Raw genomic sequence first — 16872 nt, 5'->3', positions numbered from 1 at the left:
TTCATTAAAAATACTATATAATAAAAGCAGATGCTATGATGCATCTGCTTTTTCTTGATGTAATCGCAGATTTCAAAATCTTGCGTGAGGAGGATATATGTTAAATTTTGTGGCCTTAGATTTTGAAACGGCTAATGAAAGTAAGAATAGTGCTATTTCCTTAGCTGTGGTGACTGTGGAAGATGGACGGATCACAAAACGTGGCTATAGTTTAATCAAGCCCCCAGTGATGCAGTTCAACCAAGAGTTCATTGGTATCCATGGTATCCAACCGGAAGAAGTGTTGAATAAGCCTACCTTTGATCAGTTGTGGCCGGCGATTTATAATAACCATTTAAAAGGTAAACTGTTAGTAGCACACAATGCGAAGTTCGACATCGACGTGTTACGTGCCACCTTGGACCACTACAATATTGAATGGCCTGATTTAGAATATACTTGTACTGTCCGCATAACAAGAAAAGTATGGCCTGATTTGGTGAATCATAAATTAAATACATTGGGTGGATTTTTAGGTATCAAATTTAACCATCACAATGCCTTAGATGACTCGGAAGTATGTGCTAAAGTAGCCATTGCAGCAGCGAAAGAAAAAGGTGTAGATTCCATGCGAGGTTTACTACATGTCATTAACATGAAAACAGACTCCTTTATCACCGATGAACGACGGGCCCAAATGGAAGTCAAACAAAGCGGCACACAAGATACCTTCTTCTAGTGAGCCATAGTATCTACTAAGGTTTTTATAGGTAAGGTGGATTTTATGTAGCTATTAATAGATACCAGTGTTTAATAGACCTATACATGGACAAGAGCACTCCATATAGCTATTACATTTAGTCATACTAGCAGATACACTACATTAGCCCCCACTCTCCCTAATAAGGCTCCATATGATTTACTCATAATTTGTGCGTATTACAGGAGTTTCAATATATATTGATATTCCCAAATAAAGAAAAAACAATGCCATATTCCCCTGAACGAACATTCAGAATGCAGTGAGAGAAGGGGGATGTGGCATTGTTTTGTATCATAAGATATCAAAAAAGTGGAAAAACATGAAAAAAGATTAAATTATGAGTAAATCATATAACTTATTATTTAATTAAGTATTGAAAAAAATGTTAAAATATGAAAGAATAGGTATGTATAAAAATTATCTTTCATTTTTTAAAGCATATAACTATAGATTGGAGGTATTCCATGTCGGAATTACGATGGAATCCTTTATTGCGGACTTGGACAATGGTCGCTTCAAACCGTAAAGCACGCCCAACGATGCCAAAGGATTGGTGCCCATTCTGCCCAGGTATTAATAAAAAAGTCCCTGCAGATTATGATGTATTGAAATATGATAACGACTTTCCAGCCTTAACGCAAACGCCAGAGGCTCCTTATGAAGATGGTAATGACTTTTACAAAAGTCAAGAAAACTATGGGAAATGTGAAGTTATCTTATATTCTCCGGAGCATACTGCTAAATTTTACGAATTATCCGAAGATCATATTGTTAAATTACTAAACCTTATTAAAGAGCGTCATAGTGAATTAGCAAAAGATGAAAAAATTAAATATATTTATCCTTTTGAAAATAAAGGGGAAGCTGTAGGTGTGACAATGCCACATCCACATGGTCAATTATATGGCTATTCCTTTGTACCACAGAAGCTACAAGTGGAACTAGATAGTGCGAAAGATCATCATCATGAACATGGTGAATGCTTATTCTGTAAAATGAATCAAGTTGAGAAAGAAAAAGATGCTCGCATTGTGGGAGAAAATGACTCTTTCTTAGCCTATATTCCGTTCTTTACAGATTATCCATATGGTGTATTTGTTGTGCCAAAACGTCACATGAATTACATCACAGATTGTACTGAAAAAGAAACCAAAGATTTGGCGCATATGTTAAAAACATTAACGGAAGCCTTCGATCGTTTATTTAATATGCCATTCCCATACATGATGGTATATCATCAAAATCCTGTAAATAGCCCTGAATATGCAGGACATGAAGAATATTATCACTTTAATATTCAATTCTATCCTCCTTTCAGAGAAGCCAATAAAATTAAATACTATGCATCCTCTGAAATGGGAGCATGGGCAGCAGCGAATACAAGTGCCGTAGAAGAAACAGCACCGGAATTGCGCAAACTATATAGTGAGGTTGAACAAGCAAATGAATAAAGAAAAATTACAACAGCGTTTTCTGTCCTTTTTTGGCGAAGGTTCAGGAGAGGTGTATTGTTATTTTGCTCCAGGTCGCGTGAATGTTATTGGTGAGCACCAAGACTATAATGGTGGTCATGTATTCCCAGCGGCACTTAAAGTAGGTATTTATGGAGCCATCCGTTTACGTGAAGATAGCAAGGTACGTTTACACTCTGATAATATGGAAAAGACTGTAGTGGTTGATGTAAATGAACCTTTCCAATATAATATTGAACACGATTGGGCTAATTATCCATTAGGTGTGATTCAATTCTTAAAAGATAAGGGTCACAAGGTACCAGGTATGGACATTTATTTTAATGGTAATTTGCCAGCTGGTGCAGGTTTATCCTCTTCTGCATGTATGCTAGATTTAACTGGTTATATGTTGCTTTCAGAGTTGGGTCTAACTCCAATTGATCGTACGGAATTGGCAAAAATGGCTATGCATGTAGAATACCATTTCGTAGGTGTAAAAGTGGGCATTATGGATATGTATGCTATCGCACACGGTAAAGAAGGCCATGGTGTCTTGTTAGATTGCACGCATATGGAACGAAAACTAGTTCCTTTGAACTGGCATGGACATACTCTTGTCATCATGAATACAAATAAACAAAGAGGTCTTGTGGACTCCAAATTTAATGAGCGCAAAGGTGAGTGCGATGCAGCTCTTGAAATTATCCGCAAGCATAAAGATATCTCTGGCTTGGCATTGGCTACATTGGATGATTTAGAATCTATTTCTGATGATGTGTTGATGCGTAGAGCTCGTCACGTCATCACTGAAAATTTACGTGTATTAGATTTCATGAAAGCTTTGGAAGCTGCTGATTTAATAGGGATTGCACATTGCTTGAATGAATCTCATAGATCTTTACAAGTTGACTTTGAAGTGACAGGTAAAGAATTGGATACGATTGTTGACTTAGCACGATCTCAAGAAGGCTGTATTGCATCTCGCATGACAGGTGCAGGTTTCGGTGGTTGTGCCATTGCCCTTGTAAAAGATGAGCATATTGAGGCTTTTATGAGAGCTATTCCAGAAGAGTACGAGAAACAAATAGGTGTTACCCCTAGTCTATATATTGCTGAAATTGGTGATGGGGTGTATTCACTGTAAAGGAGATAGAATCATGATAAAGCCACAAATAAGCAATGATGAAATTATTTTGAATTACATCAGGCGTCATGGCCCCGTATCAAAGGCCTTGATTGCAAGACAGACCAAAATAACGCCTCCCACAGTGACTAATATTTGTACGAATTTAATTCGGAAAGGATTGGTCTATGAAGATCGTCAAGAGCGGTCTGCATTGGGACGCCCATCAATGTTGTTAGACTTTAATCATGATATTGAAACCTATTTGATTGTCCATATAAGAACACATACGATTGTCTTTTATGTGGCTACAGTAGGACGTCAAATTTTACAGCAATTAGAAACATCTATTATTGGTTGTAGTGCTGATGAAATCATGCAACATATGTATCGTGGCATACAGGATATTTTCAAAGAAGACTATAAAATTAAAAGTATAGGCCTCGTTTTGCGTGGACCTGTAGATTCAGGAAAAGGGATTTCTATTTACTCCCCTAATGGAAAATGGAATAATATTCCTTTCAAGTATATCTTAGAAGAGCGATTCCATGTGCCGGTATATGTAGAAAATGATGTTCGTTGTTTATCAACGGGTGAATATTACTATGGCAGTGGTAAAGAAATGGATAATCTCATTGTCCTTAAATTTAGTTATGGACTCGGTATATCCTTGATTTATCATGGTGAACTCTACCGCGGTTTTAACGATAGTGCTGGTGAAATTGGATATGGTGTGATTCGATTAGATGAAGAGGGCAATGAAGTGCGCTTGGAAGATATCGCATCGGAAACATCGATTCATTCCTATGTAGTGGAACAAATGGAAAAAGGCCGATATACGTCGGTACAAGATAACCCATTGGTTGTGAGCAAAGCATTTCGTGTAGAGCCTATTTATGAGGCCGCAGTAGAAGGTGATGAAGTGTGTTTAGAGGCTCTTTCAAGAGTAGGGCATTATTTAGGAATTGCTTTAGCCAATATAGCGAACTTATTTAATCCAGAGCGGATTATTTTGAGCAGTGCTATGGGTAATGCAGTAGGAGTAATGGATCCTATTTTGCGAGGTGTATTAGAACGCAATTCATACAAAGCACATACGATTAATCTAGAATATTCCGGCAATGGCTCTTATTATACATTGTTAGGTATGATTGATATTGTCAGTGCAAAACGAGCTGAAGAAGCTTGGTTACGGTAGGTACCACGACTAGATACACTAGTCTTATAGGTATATAGGATATCTAAAAGGAGGATATTATTATGAAACGATCTTGGAAAGCAGCGATGCTTGCATCTGCAGCAGTAGGTGCACTTGTGTTAGGTGGTTGCGGAAGCGATCAAGGAGCAAGCGGTGACAAACCTCAAATTGGGGTTGCTATTTACAAATTTGATGACACTTTCATGAGTGGCGTTCGTGCAGAAATTGATAAAGCTGCCAAAGACAAAGCTAAAGTGGATATCGTAGATAGCCAAAACTCTCAACCAACACAAAACGAAAAGATTGACTTATTCATCAATAAGAAGTACAAAGCAATCGGCGTTAACGTGGTAGACCGCACAGCAGCAGGCGTTATCATTGATAAAGCGAAAGCAGCTAACATTCCATTGGTATTCTTGAACCGTGAACCATTGAAAGAAGATATGGCTAAATGGGATAAAGTATACTATGTAGGTGCGAAAGCTGAACAAAGTGGTGAAATGCAAGGTAAAATCTTAGCAGATTACTTCAAAAAACATCCTGAAGCATACCATAGCAATGATGGTGTTATCCACTATGTTATGATTACTGGTGAACCAGGTCACCAAGACGCAGTACTTCGTACAGAACACTCCGTTAAAGCTCTTAAAGCAGAAGGTATGAAAGTAGAAGAGTTAGCTAGCGATACAGGTATGTGGGACCGCGTTAAAGGTCAAGAAAAAATGGCAGCGTTCTTGAGCCGTTACGGCGATAAAATTGATGCTGTTATCTGTAACAATGACGACATGGCATTAGGTGCTATTGAAGCGTTGAAAGCAGCAGGCTACTTCACAAATGGCAAATACATTCCAGTAGTAGGCGTTGACGCTACAACTCCAGCAGTACAAGCGTTGAAAGACGGCACATTATTGGGTACAGTATTAAACAATGCTAAAAAACAAGGTCAAGCTGTATTTAATCTTTCCTATGTGTTAGCTAAAGGCGAAACACCAAATAAAGACAATACAGGTTTTGATATTGTTGATGGTAAATATATTTGGGTACCTTACGAAATCGTAACAAAAGAAAATGCGGATAAGATTTTAGGTGACAAATAAGAAAATGCAGTAAGGGGGCATTTTGCCCCCTTTATTATCTGATTAGTAGGAGGAAAATGTATGGGCGAGTACATATTAGAAATGCGCCAAATTACGAAGGAATTTCCTGGCGTAAAGGCCTTGGATAATGTCACTTTCAAAGTCCGACCAGGCACCGTACATGCTCTAATGGGAGAGAATGGCGCGGGAAAGTCTACTCTTATGAAATGCCTGTTCGGTATTTATAAGCCTGATCAAGGGGACGTGGTCATTGACGGCGAAGTAGTAGAAATGACAGATTCCCGAAAAGCTCTTGGAATGGGAATTTCCATGATCCACCAAGAGTTATACCCTGTATTACAGCGTAATGTTATGGAAAATCTATGGTTAGGTCGATTCCCAACCAAAAAAATTGGTCCTTTTACATTTGTAGACCATAAAAAAATGAAAGAAGACACACTGGCCTTGTTTAATGAAATCGATGTAGATATCGACCCAGAACAATTAGCTGGTGATTTATCTGTTTCTAAGCTACAAAATATTGAGATTGCAAAAGCAGTTTCCCACCAATCTAGAATTATTGTTATGGATGAACCTACCTCTTCCCTAACGAGTGATGAAGTAGAGCATCTTTTCAAAATCATTAACTCCTTACGTAAAAAAGGAGTTGCAATTATATATATTTCTCATAAAATGGAAGAAATCCTACGCATATCTGATGAAGTAACGATCATGCGTGATGGTCAATATATAGGTACTTGGCATGCTGATGAATTAACGACAGATCTTATCATTCAACGAATGGTAGGTCGTGAAATGACTCAGTTATTCCCTGAAAAAACAAATACTCCAAGTGAAGAAGTATTACGTGTAGAAAAATTAACATCTATTCATCCACATTCTTTTAAAGATGTAAGCTTCTCTCTTCGTAAAGGAGAAGTTCTTGGTGTAGGTGGTCTAGTAGGGGCGCAGCGAACAGAGGTTATCGAAGCCTTATTTGGTCTTCGTGGTATTGAATCTGGAAAGATTTATTTGCACGATAAAGAAGTGCGCATTCGTCACCCTCGAGATGCGAAAAAACTGGGGATGGCATTGCTTACAGAAGAACGCCGTACCACAGGTATTTTTCCAATGCTCACCATTGTAGATAATACAACGATGGCAGCGCTACCGAAATATGAAAATAAGTTCAAACTATTGAATGATGAAAAACGACTAGACGATACAAAAGAAGGTGTGACTTCCTTGCGAGTGAAAACACCATCTACAGAAACGAAAATTCAAAGTCTTTCTGGTGGTAACCAACAAAAGGTACTCATTGCCCGTTGGTTAAATACGAATCCAGAAATCCTACTCTTGGATGAACCGACACGGGGCATCGATGTAGGAGCGAAATATGAAATTTATTCCATTATTAATGAACTAGCTAGTGCTGGTAAAAGTATCATTATGATTTCCTCAGAAATGCCTGAGTTATTGGGTATGAGTGATCGCATTATGGTTATGAGTAATGGATATATGAGTGGCATCTTGGATGCACATGAAGCGACAGAAGAAAAAATAATGGAACTAGCGACAGCTAGTTTAGTCTAGGAGGTATCGTATGAGCCAAGGTAAATTAGGAAAGTTTCTTTCCCAGAATATTATCTATTTGGTACTAGTAGTACTAGTAGCGGCTATTTCTATGTATAGCCCGAACTTTTTATCCGTCACAAGTTTTCGTGATATTTTAATTCAGTCTTCCCCACGTATTATCATTGCATTAGGTTCTGCTATGATCTTGATCACCGCAGGGTGTGACTTATCTGCAGGTCGTGTGGTTGGTTTGACGGCAGTGGTATCTGCATCCTTAACTCAGTTGCCAGATTATCCACGTCCGTTCTTTGAACATTTACCAGAGCTACCATTGATTCTACCAATCGTGATTGCTATCGTGGTGGGTGCTATCATCGGTTTAGTTTCTGGTGTGATCGTAGCGTATTTAAAAATCGTACCATTTATTTCCACACTAGGTACTATGGTTATTACTTACGGTATTTGTTCCTTGTATTTTGATATGGAACCAAATAACTCCCAACCAATCGGTGGTTTGCGTCCAGAGTTTACGCAAATTGGTACAGGTTCTTTAGACCTAGGATTTATGACGATTCCATACATTGTTATTATCGCTGCTGTGATTTCTTTAATCATGTATGTGGTATATAACAAAACAATTCTTGGTAAAAATATGTTTGCTATTGGTGGTAATCCACAAGCAGCTGTCGTATCTGGTATCAACGTAGCAGTAACACTAGTGATTATCTACGTTATTGCTGGCGCTTTGTATGGCGTAGGTGGTATTTTGGAAGCAGCTCGTACTGGTGGTGCTACTAACAACTATGGCAACATGTACGAGTTAGATGCTATCGCAGCATCTGTTGTGGGTGGTGTATCCATCACTGGTGGTATCGGTACTGTACCTGGTATTATCGCTGGTGTGTTGATCTTTACAGTTATTAACTATGGTTTAACATTCGTTGGAATGGGACCATACTGGCAGTTGATTATTAAAGGTTTGATCATTGTCGTAGCAGTTGCTTTCGACGTACGTAAATCTATGGCTCGTAAATAATTTACAGCAGTAAGGTATTAGCCTCTGGCTTTTGCATACTTGTAAAAGTCGGAGGCTTTTTATATGTCAAAAGTCATTGATAATGTTTAAAAAATTCGATTTGAATAGTATACAAAAGTGGTATATAATCAATATTAATAAGAAATGTTTCAACTTAATTCATAACAATTTGTTAGCATGAATTAAGGATTTTATCAAACTATAAGGGGTGTAGTATGAGAAAAAATAATGCCGCAGTATATGCAGCAAGTGTATTAATCTTGGGAGGCCATATAGCGGGCTATGCAGCTAGTACAGAGTATACAGTAACTGGTGGTCAGGTCGATGGCGCGAATGCCATTGCTGTAGGTGCTAGTTCTAATGTGAATGCAGTGGATGGATTAGCCATAGGATATGAGGCAACTACTAGTGCAGCAAGTGGTGTAGCATTAGGCAGTGGTTCTATTGCAGATCGTGTTGGTAAAAGTGATGCTTACATTGGATATAATCCAATGAGTAACACACATTATAAAGTAGGTGAAGCGGGAGCAGATAATCCAGCCCTAGAAGCTTTATATGAAAATATTCGTCAAGCGAACTATAAAGTTTTAATAGCAGAAGAAGAAATTGAACGAGCTGAGAGTAAAAAAGAAAAAAAAGAGAGTGATGCAGATGCTGCAATAGCAGCGGCGAATGCCCAAAAGGCAAAAGCAGATCAAGATTTGGTAGATGCAGAAAAGGCCTATGCAGATGCTATAAAAAAAGCGAATGAAGCTGGTAATGCATCCATTAGTAGCGCTTGGAATGCTACCGATGGAGCTGTATCTGTAGGTGGTACAACAGCTGGAGTACAACATACTCGTCAAATTACCAATGTAGCAGCAGGCTATGAAGATACAGATGCTGCCACAGTGGGACAATTAAAAGTACTTCGCAATCGTGTAGAACGTGAAAAGCCACGGTACATTTCTATAAAAAGTCGAGACCTTGGGGTAGATAGCAATGAGAAAAATAATGGAGCTACCAAAGAGGGGGCTATTGCCATTGGTCCAAGGGCACAATCTAAGAGTGAGAATGCCATTGCGATTGGACGTAATGTACAAATTGGTGAGAATTCAAAAAATACAGTAGCTATTGGTAAAGGAATTAGTGAAACTGGTAGTTATAGTGTCAATATTGGTGAAGGCACAAGAACAGCAGGAGTACATAGTACAGCGGTGGGTACTCGTGCGTGGGCTGCAAACTCCTCCTTGGCTATTGGTGCTTCATCAACGGCAAGTGCAGACAATACAGTCGCTGTAGGTCGTACAACGACTGCAAATGCAGTAGGTGCAACATCGCTAGGTGATTCCGCACATGCAGAGGGAAGTCAGTCTGTAAGCGTGGGATATAGTGCTTATGCAAATGATTTTGCAGCCATTGCAGTAGGTGGCAATACAAAGACCTATGGAAATGGGGCTATTGCTATTGGTCATGGTAGTGAGGTTGGAGAATCAGGAAAAAATAAGGAGGCCTATGCTGGTGTTAGCCTTGGCTTAAGTGCGAAGACATTTGTAAGCCATGGTGTTGCATTAGGTGGAGAGTCCTATGCGGATCGCGGGACGAATGATGCCTCTACTAATGGTTATGATGCAGCTTTACATGGTCCACATTTTTCCAGTGCTGCATTTGCGAGTGCAAATGATCCTACGTGGAAAGCAACTAATTCCGCTGTGTCTGTAGGTGATAGACGTCCAGGCTATCGTAAAACTCGCCAAATTATTAATGTAGCAGCCGGTGGAGAAGATACTGATGCTGTCAATGTAGCGCAATTAAAAGCCTTAGAAAAACGTAATACTATTTTGGCAGGTAATGATGTGCCATTCAATGCAGATGGAACTGTAGCTACTACAACACCTGATACACGTGTGTACACACCAGGTGATAAAGAGATTAAGATCCAAGGCAAGGCAAATACTGTGTATGGAGTTGCTCCACAAGCTGGTGCCAAAGCTCCAGATGGTAAAAGCGAGTATGCGGCACCAACGTTATATAGCTCTGATAATCTAATTACTTATAAAGACCCAACAGACTCTATCTTGCGTATTGGTATGTTGAAAACGCCAACTTTTACTGGAGTACATTTTGATAATCCTTTGATGAATATTTCCTTAGGTAGTAATGATAGAGGACATTTAACGTTAACTACAGGCGGTAAAGATGGTTCTCCATCTACTACAAGCCCTGTATTGACTGTAGATTCCTTGAAAGAAGTATTAAAACCAGGTAAAGGCATCTCTATTGCTACGAACGACGGTGGAGAATATGGTAAAACATATACTTTTAGCTTAGATAAAGATCAACTAAAAGGGGATCCTGATTTCAAAGGTGATAAAGGCGATCCAGGTGCTAAAGGTGACCAAGGTATTCAAGGTGACAAAGGCGAAACTGGAGCTAAAGGTGATACTGGGGCTGATGGAAAATCTGCTTTTGAAGTATGGAAAGAAATGCCAGGTAATGGAAGCAAGACAAAAGATGACTTTATCAAAGCTATTACTGGTCCGCAAGGTGAAGCCGGTGCAGTAGGTCCACAAGGTCCTCAAGGCCCACAAGGGCCACAAGGACCAGGTGGTACTGGTGGTGGTACTGGTGGAGTAGGTCCACAAGGGCCACAAGGTGTTCAAGGTCCTAAAGGTGATAAGGGTGATACAGGTGCAGTAGGGCCTAAAGGTGATCAAGGTATACAAGGTGAAGTAGGTCCTAAAGGAAAATCTGCTTTCGAAGTATGGAAAGACCTACCAGGTAATGGAAGCAAGACAGAAGATGATTTCATCAAAGCCATTACAGGTGCAAAAGGTGAAACTGGTGCAGCAGGCCCACAAGGTGAGAAAGGCGAAAAAGGTGACGCTGGAGTAGCTGGTGTAGCAGGACCTAAAGGTGATGCTGGTACAGCTGGTAAAGATGGAGCTGACGGAAAGTCTGCTTTCGAAGTGTGGAAAGGATTACCAGGTAACGAAAGCAAGACAAAAGACGACTTTATCAAGGCTATTACAGGTGAAAAAGGTAAAGATGGTGCAGTAGGACCTAAAGGCGATAAAGGTGAAACTGGCGTAGTAGGCCCTAAAGGTGACAAAGGTGATGCTGGGAAAGCCGGTAAAGATGGCGCTAAAGGCAAATCTGCTTATGAATACTGGAAAGAAATCAAAGGTAATGAAAATAAAACAGAAGATGATTTCCGTAAATCTTTAGAAGGCGGTTCTAAAGGAGATAATCATAACTATGAAAAATTAGAGCGCCAAATTGGTGAACTTGGTAGTGATTTACAAGAATTACGCAAGGAAAGTCGTAGAGGCGATGCCCTAGGTGCTGCATTATCTGCATTAAAACCAATTCAATATGATCCATTAGAACCAACACAAATTATGGCTGGCGTTGGACATTATAAAAATGTGAACGCCGTAGCATTAGGTGTGGCTCATTATACTAAAGAATCTACTATGTTTCATGCTGGTGTATCTATGGTACGTGGTGGCACTATGGTTAATGGCGGTGCAACTTTTAAATTTGGTAATAGTCCAGAGAAAAAAGCTATACCAGAACGTTATCGTAATGGCCCAATTTCTTCGGTGCTAGTATTGCATGATGAAATGGTAGCTATGAAAGAAGCCTATGGTCGTGAACTTACAGTTCTGACAGCAGAAAATGATAACTTACGTCAAGATATTGTGACATTGCAACAAGAAATGCAAGAATTACGAGCTATGGTTCGTAAATAATCAAAGGGGTCCTTCGGGACCCTTTTTTGTATGCTAGAAATGAGTTTGATGGTTTGTGAGCTTGTATAGAAGAACAAGGGTATATGCAAAAACAACAGAGGCAAGTTGAGCGAATCAACTTGCCTCTATTGTTGTATAGTTAAGTATGTATGATAGTTGTTAGTGTTTTTTTATTTGGAGGAGTCTATTCTAAGCGATTTCATTAGAATGCTGGAAGAATAGCACCTTTGTATTTGTCTTCGATGAATTTTTTGATTTCAGGGCTTTGTAAAGCTTTGATCAATTTTTGAATATCTTCACGTTTTTCATCGCCTTCACGAACGGATACGATGTTTACATATGGAGAATCTTTAGATTCTAAGAACAATGCATCTTTTGTTGGGTTCAAGTTAGCACCTAATGCAAAGTTTGTATTGATTACAGAAATTGTGGAATCATCTAATGTACGAGGTAATTGAGCCGCCTCTAATTCAACGAATTTTAAGTTTTTAGGGTTATCTTTGATATCTTGTACTGTAGCAGAAATGCTGTTAGGATCGTTCAAAGTGATTAAACCAGCTTTGGAAAGCAATAGTAATGCACGACCACCATTTGTCGCATCAGATGGGATTGCTACTTGAGCGCCATCTTGTACTTCTTTCAAATCTTTTACTTTTTTAGAGTAAATGCCCATTGGCTCGATGTGTACGGCACCTGCTGTTGCAATGTGAGTACCTTTTTCTTTGTTGAAGTTTTCTTGGTAAGGAATGTGAGCAAAGAAGTTCGCATCAATTTCTTTGTCATTCAAGGACACGTTTGGTTGTACATAGTCGCTGAACTCGATGATTTCTAATTTAATGCCTTCTTTAGCAAGGATTGGTTTTACTTGCTCTAGGATTTCAGCGTGAGGTACTGGGGAAGCACCAATTTTCAATGTTTTACCTGCATCGGAACCAGTGGAGCTAGTGCCAGTGGAACCACAGCCACCTAACAATAAGGCAGCGCCTAATACAGCCGTAGCGGCTAAACTAAATAATTTCTTCATATTTTATCTCCTTTTCTTTGTGTACTTACATAGTGAATTTCTACTTGCTTAGTATAACAAGAGTTTTGTTATAAGTAAAATATGTTATATATCTAAGGTGTTATAGTTATTGACTATGAATTAGATGGATACTACTGTGAAAGTAATAAAGACTCCCCTCATAAAGAATGCTAGTTTTATATGATTGTATTACATAGGAGTCCTATAGCCCACAAGAAGTGATACAGTGTACAAGATATAGAAGTAAACTTCATAGCTTCGTTTAATCGTATTGGATCTGCATAGGTGTTGAAGATATGGATGACTTTCATAGCAGGCAGTAAGGAAAGTAAAGCTACTAAGGAAGGCCATGGGATAACTCCGCAGATAGTCCATATTAGTATCCATAGAGAGCTAATGAGGAAGAGCCCTTGTAACAGTTGGAGGCCTCTTTCACGGCCAAGAAGAATGACTAAGGTACGACGACCGTGGTTCGCATCGTTTGTAAAGTCACGTAAATTGTTAGTCATCATAATAGCACCGATTAAGATGGTGGACGGTACGGCAGGAATTAGATAGGTCCAGTGCAAGGTGTGAGTCCAAGCAAAGAGGGTAATGCCCACGATGGCAAAACCCATGGCAAGACCAGAGGCGAGTTCACCAAAAGGGGTACGAGAAATGGGTTTAGGTCCACCAGAGTATAAGATGCTAGTCAGTATGCAAAGCGTGCCTACAGGAATATACCACCATGTGACAGCCTTAGCGAGGGCAATGCCTAAGATGAGTGGAAGTATAGTCGTCATATATCCCCAACGTTTGATAATCGCTGGAGAGATGCCATCACGGACAATAGAACCACTATTTCCAGCTGCTTGTGTGAGGTCAAGACCAGATTTAAAATCAAAATATTCATTCCAAATATTGGCTGAGATTTGCGCGCTTAACACACAAATTAGAATGCCTACGGTATACACCAAGGATAGCCAAATAGGTTGTACGGTTTCAAACTGCGTAGCCCCCATAGCAGCGCCTAGTACAACAGGACTGAAAGCTGCAGTCAAGGTGCGTGGACGTATTAATGCAAAGAATTGTGAAAGATTCATAGAGTGTCCTTTCTTTCAAAATGTTATGTGGATCTTTAACAGCTAATGTATGCTCATGTTAGCAAGATGTACTCGCTGTAAATAATATAATTATCATACCACAAGTATAGTGACAAACCAATATGCAGAGGCCTCGTTGCAATAAGGAGGAAATGATAAAGCACCTATGTTGATAAATAAAAAATATAGTGTATAATTTGAAATATAGGGTATAATAAAAAATAATAGAAACACTATAAGTATATAAGTGGTTAACTCGTAATGATCTGGTGATGCAAGAGATAACACTAGTTGCGAGTAGATATAGGAGTTGTTTATGATTACACATGCTCTATTAACAGATATGTATCAATTTACCATGATGCAAGGTTTATTTACGCAAAACAAACATCGTACTCGTTGTGTATTCGATCGCTTTTACCGGATGAATCCATTTCAAGGCGCCTATACTGTGGTCGCTGGATTGGAACAAGTTATCGAGTATGTGAAAGGCTTACGTTTCTCTGAGGATGATATTATCTATTTACGACAAACGGGTGTGTTTACAGAAGAATTCTTGACATATTTAAGCACATTCCGCTTTACTGGAACTATCTATGCGGCCCCAGAAGGATCTGTGGTATTCCCGGGGGAAGTGTTACTTCGAGTAGAATCTGCCAAGGATGAGGCCATTTTATTGGAAACAGCATTATCTATGTTTTTAAATCATGAGTCCTTGATTGCGACCAAAGCACGTCGTATCCGATCTGTCATTGGCAAGGATGGAGTAGCAGAGTTTGGTATGCGAAGAGCCCAAGGGGTGAGCGCAGCTGTACAAGGAGCTAGATCAGCTTTCATAGGAGGCTTTGATAGCACTAGTGATGTGTACAGTGCTGCTTTGTATGGCATGCGACCTGTAGGGACTATGGCACACAGTTGGGTGATGAGTTTTCCTACTGAAATTGATGCATTCCGTGCGTATGCAGACCAATACGAAAATAATTTGGTGTTTTTAGTGGACACCTATAATACACTACATAAAGGTGTGCCTGCGGCCATCCAAGTGTTCCAAGAGATTCGTGAACGCCGTGGGGGCACGATGCCGTCTATTTATGGTATTCGCTTGGATAGTGGAGATTTGGCATATTTATCTATCGAGGCTCGTAAGATGCTAGATGAGGCAGGATTTAAAGAGGCATTAATTTTTGCCACCAATGATCTAGATGAATATAAAATTGCAGACTTGAAACAGCAAGGAGCAGAGATCACAGCGTGGGGTGTAGGTACAAAACTGATTACTGCCGATGAAACACCAGCCTTAGGTGGGGTGTATAAACTAGCCGGTCAATGGGAAGGGGACACCTTTATGCCAGCCATGAAATTTTCAGATAATATTGAAAAGGTAACAAATCCTGGCAAGAAAAAAGTATTGCGCCTCATCAATGTACGAAATCATAAGCTCATTGGTGATTTAATTTGTTTAGACCACGAAACAGTGGACACCACACAGGACTATGTGTTTAAAAATCCATTGTATCCATGGAAACACACTGTGTTGAAGGCAAATAGCTTTAAAATACAAGAACTATTGGTGCCTATTTTTGTAGATGGAGAATTGGTGTACAGTGTACCTTCCTTGGCACAGGTGAAAGCCTATGGAGAAGAGCAAATTCAATTACTATGGCCAGAATTTTTACGACTTCGCCGAGCACCAGAGGTGAAAGTCAACATCAGCGAAGAATTGCATCAATTAAAATCTAAATTATTGCTGGGAAAAGTAGGAAATCCTAGTTAAGTCAAAATGTTATATCAATCACAATATATGAAGTAATCTTACTTGTCTACGAAAGATATATTTTCGATGGATAGTAAGGCTCGCTTAATGGATAGCCCTCCTGTGTAACCAGTGAGGGCGTTTCCTTTGCCTAACACACGATGACAAGGGATGATGAGAGAAATAGGGTTAGCACCAACCGCAGATCCGATGGCTTGGGCTCCTTTAGGAATAGGGGAGTTAAATACACGTTGGCTTAGCTCTCCATAAGTAAGGGATGTGCCGTAGGGAATATGCTGTAACTGAGACCATACTTTTTGTTGGAACGTTGTGCCTTGAGGTGCTAAGGGAATCATCATCGTTGGGACTTGTCCAACGAAGTATTGATCTAGCCATTGGATAGTTTGTTGCAAAATGGGGGAAGAAATAGTCTTGTCTATGACCACTGGTTCTTGAAAATTTACAGATTGAGTTGGAAATGTAAGCCCTACTAAGGCGGAGGCTGTGGCATATAGTGTAAGAGTGCCCAAAGGGCTTTCATAAGTAGTATAAATAATAGACATATAGGTACTCCTTATAGAGGTATGCAAATAAAGTACAATAGAAGTATGAAAAATAGCTACACTTCGATACCATTACATGCTATACTAGTGATATATTATAAATGTCTTATGGTAATGAAAGGGGACAACTATGAAACAAGTGTATACAGAGCAAGCACCAGCAGCATTAGGACCATATTCTCAAGCTTACAAAGCGAATGGTTTTGTGTTCATTTCTGGTCAAGGCGGTATTGATCCAGCACAAGGCGCTCTAGTAGAAGGTGGCGTGGAAGCACAAACATTGCAAGCGATGAAAAACATCGAAGCTATCTTAAAAGAAGCAGGCACTGATTTTTCTAAAGTTGTAAAAACAACATGCTTTTTAGCAGATATGGGTGACTTTGCCAAATTTAATGCTATTTATGCTGAGTATTTTACATCTAAACCAGCTCGTAGTTGTGTGGCAGTCAAAACATTACCAGCTAACTTCTTAGTAGAAGTAGAAGTGATTGCCCTAGCAGAATAGTATATTG

General features: G+C 39.5%; 13 protein-coding genes. 10 read left to right on the top strand and 3 right to left on the bottom strand.

The features are described from left to right. Positions 1 to 97 precede the first annotated feature (97 nt). The 8 genes from EO111_RS05880 to EO111_RS05845 all read left to right on the top strand — a co-directional run bounded on the left by EO111_RS05880 (position 98) and on the right by EO111_RS05845 (position 11938). Positions 98 to 718 (top strand): 3'-5' exonuclease, encoded by a 621-nt coding sequence (locus tag EO111_RS05880; RefSeq protein ID WP_126940502.1) that lies wholly within the window; start codon positions 98 to 100, stop codon positions 716 to 718. 488 nt (positions 719 to 1206) lie between these two features. Continuing rightward, a complete protein-coding gene (gene galT, locus EO111_RS05875) occupies positions 1207 to 2193 on the top strand; it encodes a galactose-1-phosphate uridylyltransferase (RefSeq protein WP_009353392.1) in 987 nt (328 codons plus the stop codon). After that, positions 2186 to 3340: a galactokinase gene (locus EO111_RS05870; RefSeq protein WP_127010985.1), complete on the top strand. Its 1155-nt coding sequence runs from the start codon at positions 2186 to 2188 to the stop codon at positions 3338 to 3340. The genes galT and EO111_RS05870 overlap by 8 nt, the downstream gene beginning before the upstream one ends. A 13-nt stretch (positions 3341 to 3353) precedes the next feature. Beyond that, positions 3354 to 4517, top strand: coding sequence for an ROK family transcriptional regulator (locus tag EO111_RS05865; protein ID WP_126940499.1), 1164 nt, complete (start codon positions 3354 to 3356; stop codon positions 4515 to 4517). Positions 4518 to 4579: 62 nt separating this feature from the next. After that, positions 4580 to 5614 (top strand): galactose ABC transporter substrate-binding protein, encoded by a 1035-nt coding sequence (locus EO111_RS05860; RefSeq protein ID WP_009353273.1) that lies wholly within the window; start codon positions 4580 to 4582, stop codon positions 5612 to 5614. A gap of 60 nt (positions 5615 to 5674) precedes the next feature. Continuing rightward, positions 5675 to 7186 carry a sugar ABC transporter ATP-binding protein gene (locus EO111_RS05855; protein WP_127010984.1) on the top strand — a complete coding sequence of 504 codons (1512 nt, stop codon included), beginning with the start codon at positions 5675 to 5677 and terminating at the stop codon, positions 7184 to 7186. A gap of 10 nt (positions 7187 to 7196) precedes the next feature. Further along, entirely contained in the window at positions 7197 to 8204 is a 1008-nt protein-coding gene (gene mglC, locus EO111_RS05850; RefSeq protein ID WP_009353422.1) for a galactose/methyl galactoside ABC transporter permease MglC, read from the top strand. Positions 8205 to 8419: 215 nt separating this feature from the next. Further along, positions 8420 to 11938 (top strand): YadA-like family protein, encoded by a 3519-nt coding sequence (locus EO111_RS05845; RefSeq protein ID WP_127010983.1) that lies wholly within the window; start codon positions 8420 to 8422, stop codon positions 11936 to 11938. A gap of 202 nt (positions 11939 to 12140) precedes the next feature. On the opposite strand, the gene EO111_RS05840 is transcribed toward EO111_RS05845, so the two are convergent. Continuing rightward, positions 12141 to 12962, bottom strand: a complete 822-nt coding sequence (locus EO111_RS05840) for a MetQ/NlpA family ABC transporter substrate-binding protein (protein ID WP_009353368.1) — start codon at positions 12960 to 12962, stop codon at positions 12141 to 12143. A gap of 176 nt (positions 12963 to 13138) precedes the next feature. Beyond that, positions 13139 to 14044: a 1,4-dihydroxy-2-naphthoate octaprenyltransferase gene (menA, locus tag EO111_RS05835; RefSeq protein ID WP_127010982.1), complete on the bottom strand. Its 906-nt coding sequence runs from the start codon at positions 14042 to 14044 to the stop codon at positions 13139 to 13141. A gap of 316 nt (positions 14045 to 14360) precedes the next feature. Here menA and EO111_RS05830 point away from each other — a divergent pair, with 316 nt between their 5' ends. Next, positions 14361 to 15818 carry a nicotinate phosphoribosyltransferase gene (locus EO111_RS05830; RefSeq protein WP_127010981.1) on the top strand — a complete coding sequence of 486 codons (1458 nt, stop codon included), beginning with the start codon at positions 14361 to 14363 and terminating at the stop codon, positions 15816 to 15818. 38 nt (positions 15819 to 15856) lie between these two features. Here the strand turns inward: EO111_RS05830 and EO111_RS05825 are convergent, their stop codons facing one another. Beyond that, positions 15857 to 16360 (bottom strand): methylated-DNA--[protein]-cysteine S-methyltransferase, encoded by a 504-nt coding sequence (locus EO111_RS05825; protein ID WP_126940440.1) that lies wholly within the window; start codon positions 16358 to 16360, stop codon positions 15857 to 15859. 130 nt (positions 16361 to 16490) lie between these two features. Between EO111_RS05825 and EO111_RS05820 the strand changes: the two genes are divergently transcribed. Next, positions 16491 to 16865: a RidA family protein gene (locus tag EO111_RS05820; protein ID WP_009353332.1), complete on the top strand. Its 375-nt coding sequence runs from the start codon at positions 16491 to 16493 to the stop codon at positions 16863 to 16865. Positions 16866 to 16872: the final 7 nt, after the last annotated feature.

It is taken from the genome of Veillonella sp. CHU594, from assembly GCF_003992265.1.
In the GTDB taxonomy this organism is placed as follows: Bacteria; Bacillota; Negativicutes; order Veillonellales; family Veillonellaceae; genus F0422.
The sequence above is the reverse complement of the archived record's forward strand: the minus strand, read 5'-3'. Positions and strand labels throughout refer to the sequence as shown.

Bases quoted from the DNA above. Each gene is read 5' to 3' on its own strand.
- EO111_RS05880 (WP_126940502.1), top strand. From the start codon at position 98: ATGTTAAATTTTGTGGCCTTAGATTTTGAAACGGCTAATGAAAGTAAG.
- galT (WP_009353392.1), top strand. From the start codon at position 1,207: ATGTCGGAATTACGATGGAATCCTTTATTGCGGACTTGGACAATGGTC.
- EO111_RS05870 (WP_127010985.1), top strand. From the start codon at position 2,186: ATGAATAAAGAAAAATTACAACAGCGTTTTCTGTCCTTTTTTGGCGAA.
- EO111_RS05865 (WP_126940499.1), top strand. From the start codon at position 3,354: ATGATAAAGCCACAAATAAGCAATGATGAAATTATTTTGAATTACATC.
- EO111_RS05860 (WP_009353273.1), top strand. From the start codon at position 4,580: ATGAAACGATCTTGGAAAGCAGCGATGCTTGCATCTGCAGCAGTAGGT.
- EO111_RS05855 (WP_127010984.1), top strand. From the start codon at position 5,675: ATGGGCGAGTACATATTAGAAATGCGCCAAATTACGAAGGAATTTCCT.
- mglC (WP_009353422.1), top strand. From the start codon at position 7,197: ATGAGCCAAGGTAAATTAGGAAAGTTTCTTTCCCAGAATATTATCTAT.
- EO111_RS05845 (WP_127010983.1), top strand. From the start codon at position 8,420: ATGAGAAAAAATAATGCCGCAGTATATGCAGCAAGTGTATTAATCTTG.
- EO111_RS05840 (WP_009353368.1), bottom strand. From the start codon at position 12,962: ATGAAGAAATTATTTAGTTTAGCCGCTACGGCTGTATTAGGCGCTGCC.
- menA (WP_127010982.1), bottom strand. From the start codon at position 14,044: ATGAATCTTTCACAATTCTTTGCATTAATACGTCCACGCACCTTGACT.
- EO111_RS05830 (WP_127010981.1), top strand. From the start codon at position 14,361: ATGATTACACATGCTCTATTAACAGATATGTATCAATTTACCATGATG.
- EO111_RS05825 (WP_126940440.1), bottom strand. From the start codon at position 16,360: ATGTCTATTATTTATACTACTTATGAAAGCCCTTTGGGCACTCTTACA.
- EO111_RS05820 (WP_009353332.1), top strand. From the start codon at position 16,491: ATGAAACAAGTGTATACAGAGCAAGCACCAGCAGCATTAGGACCATAT.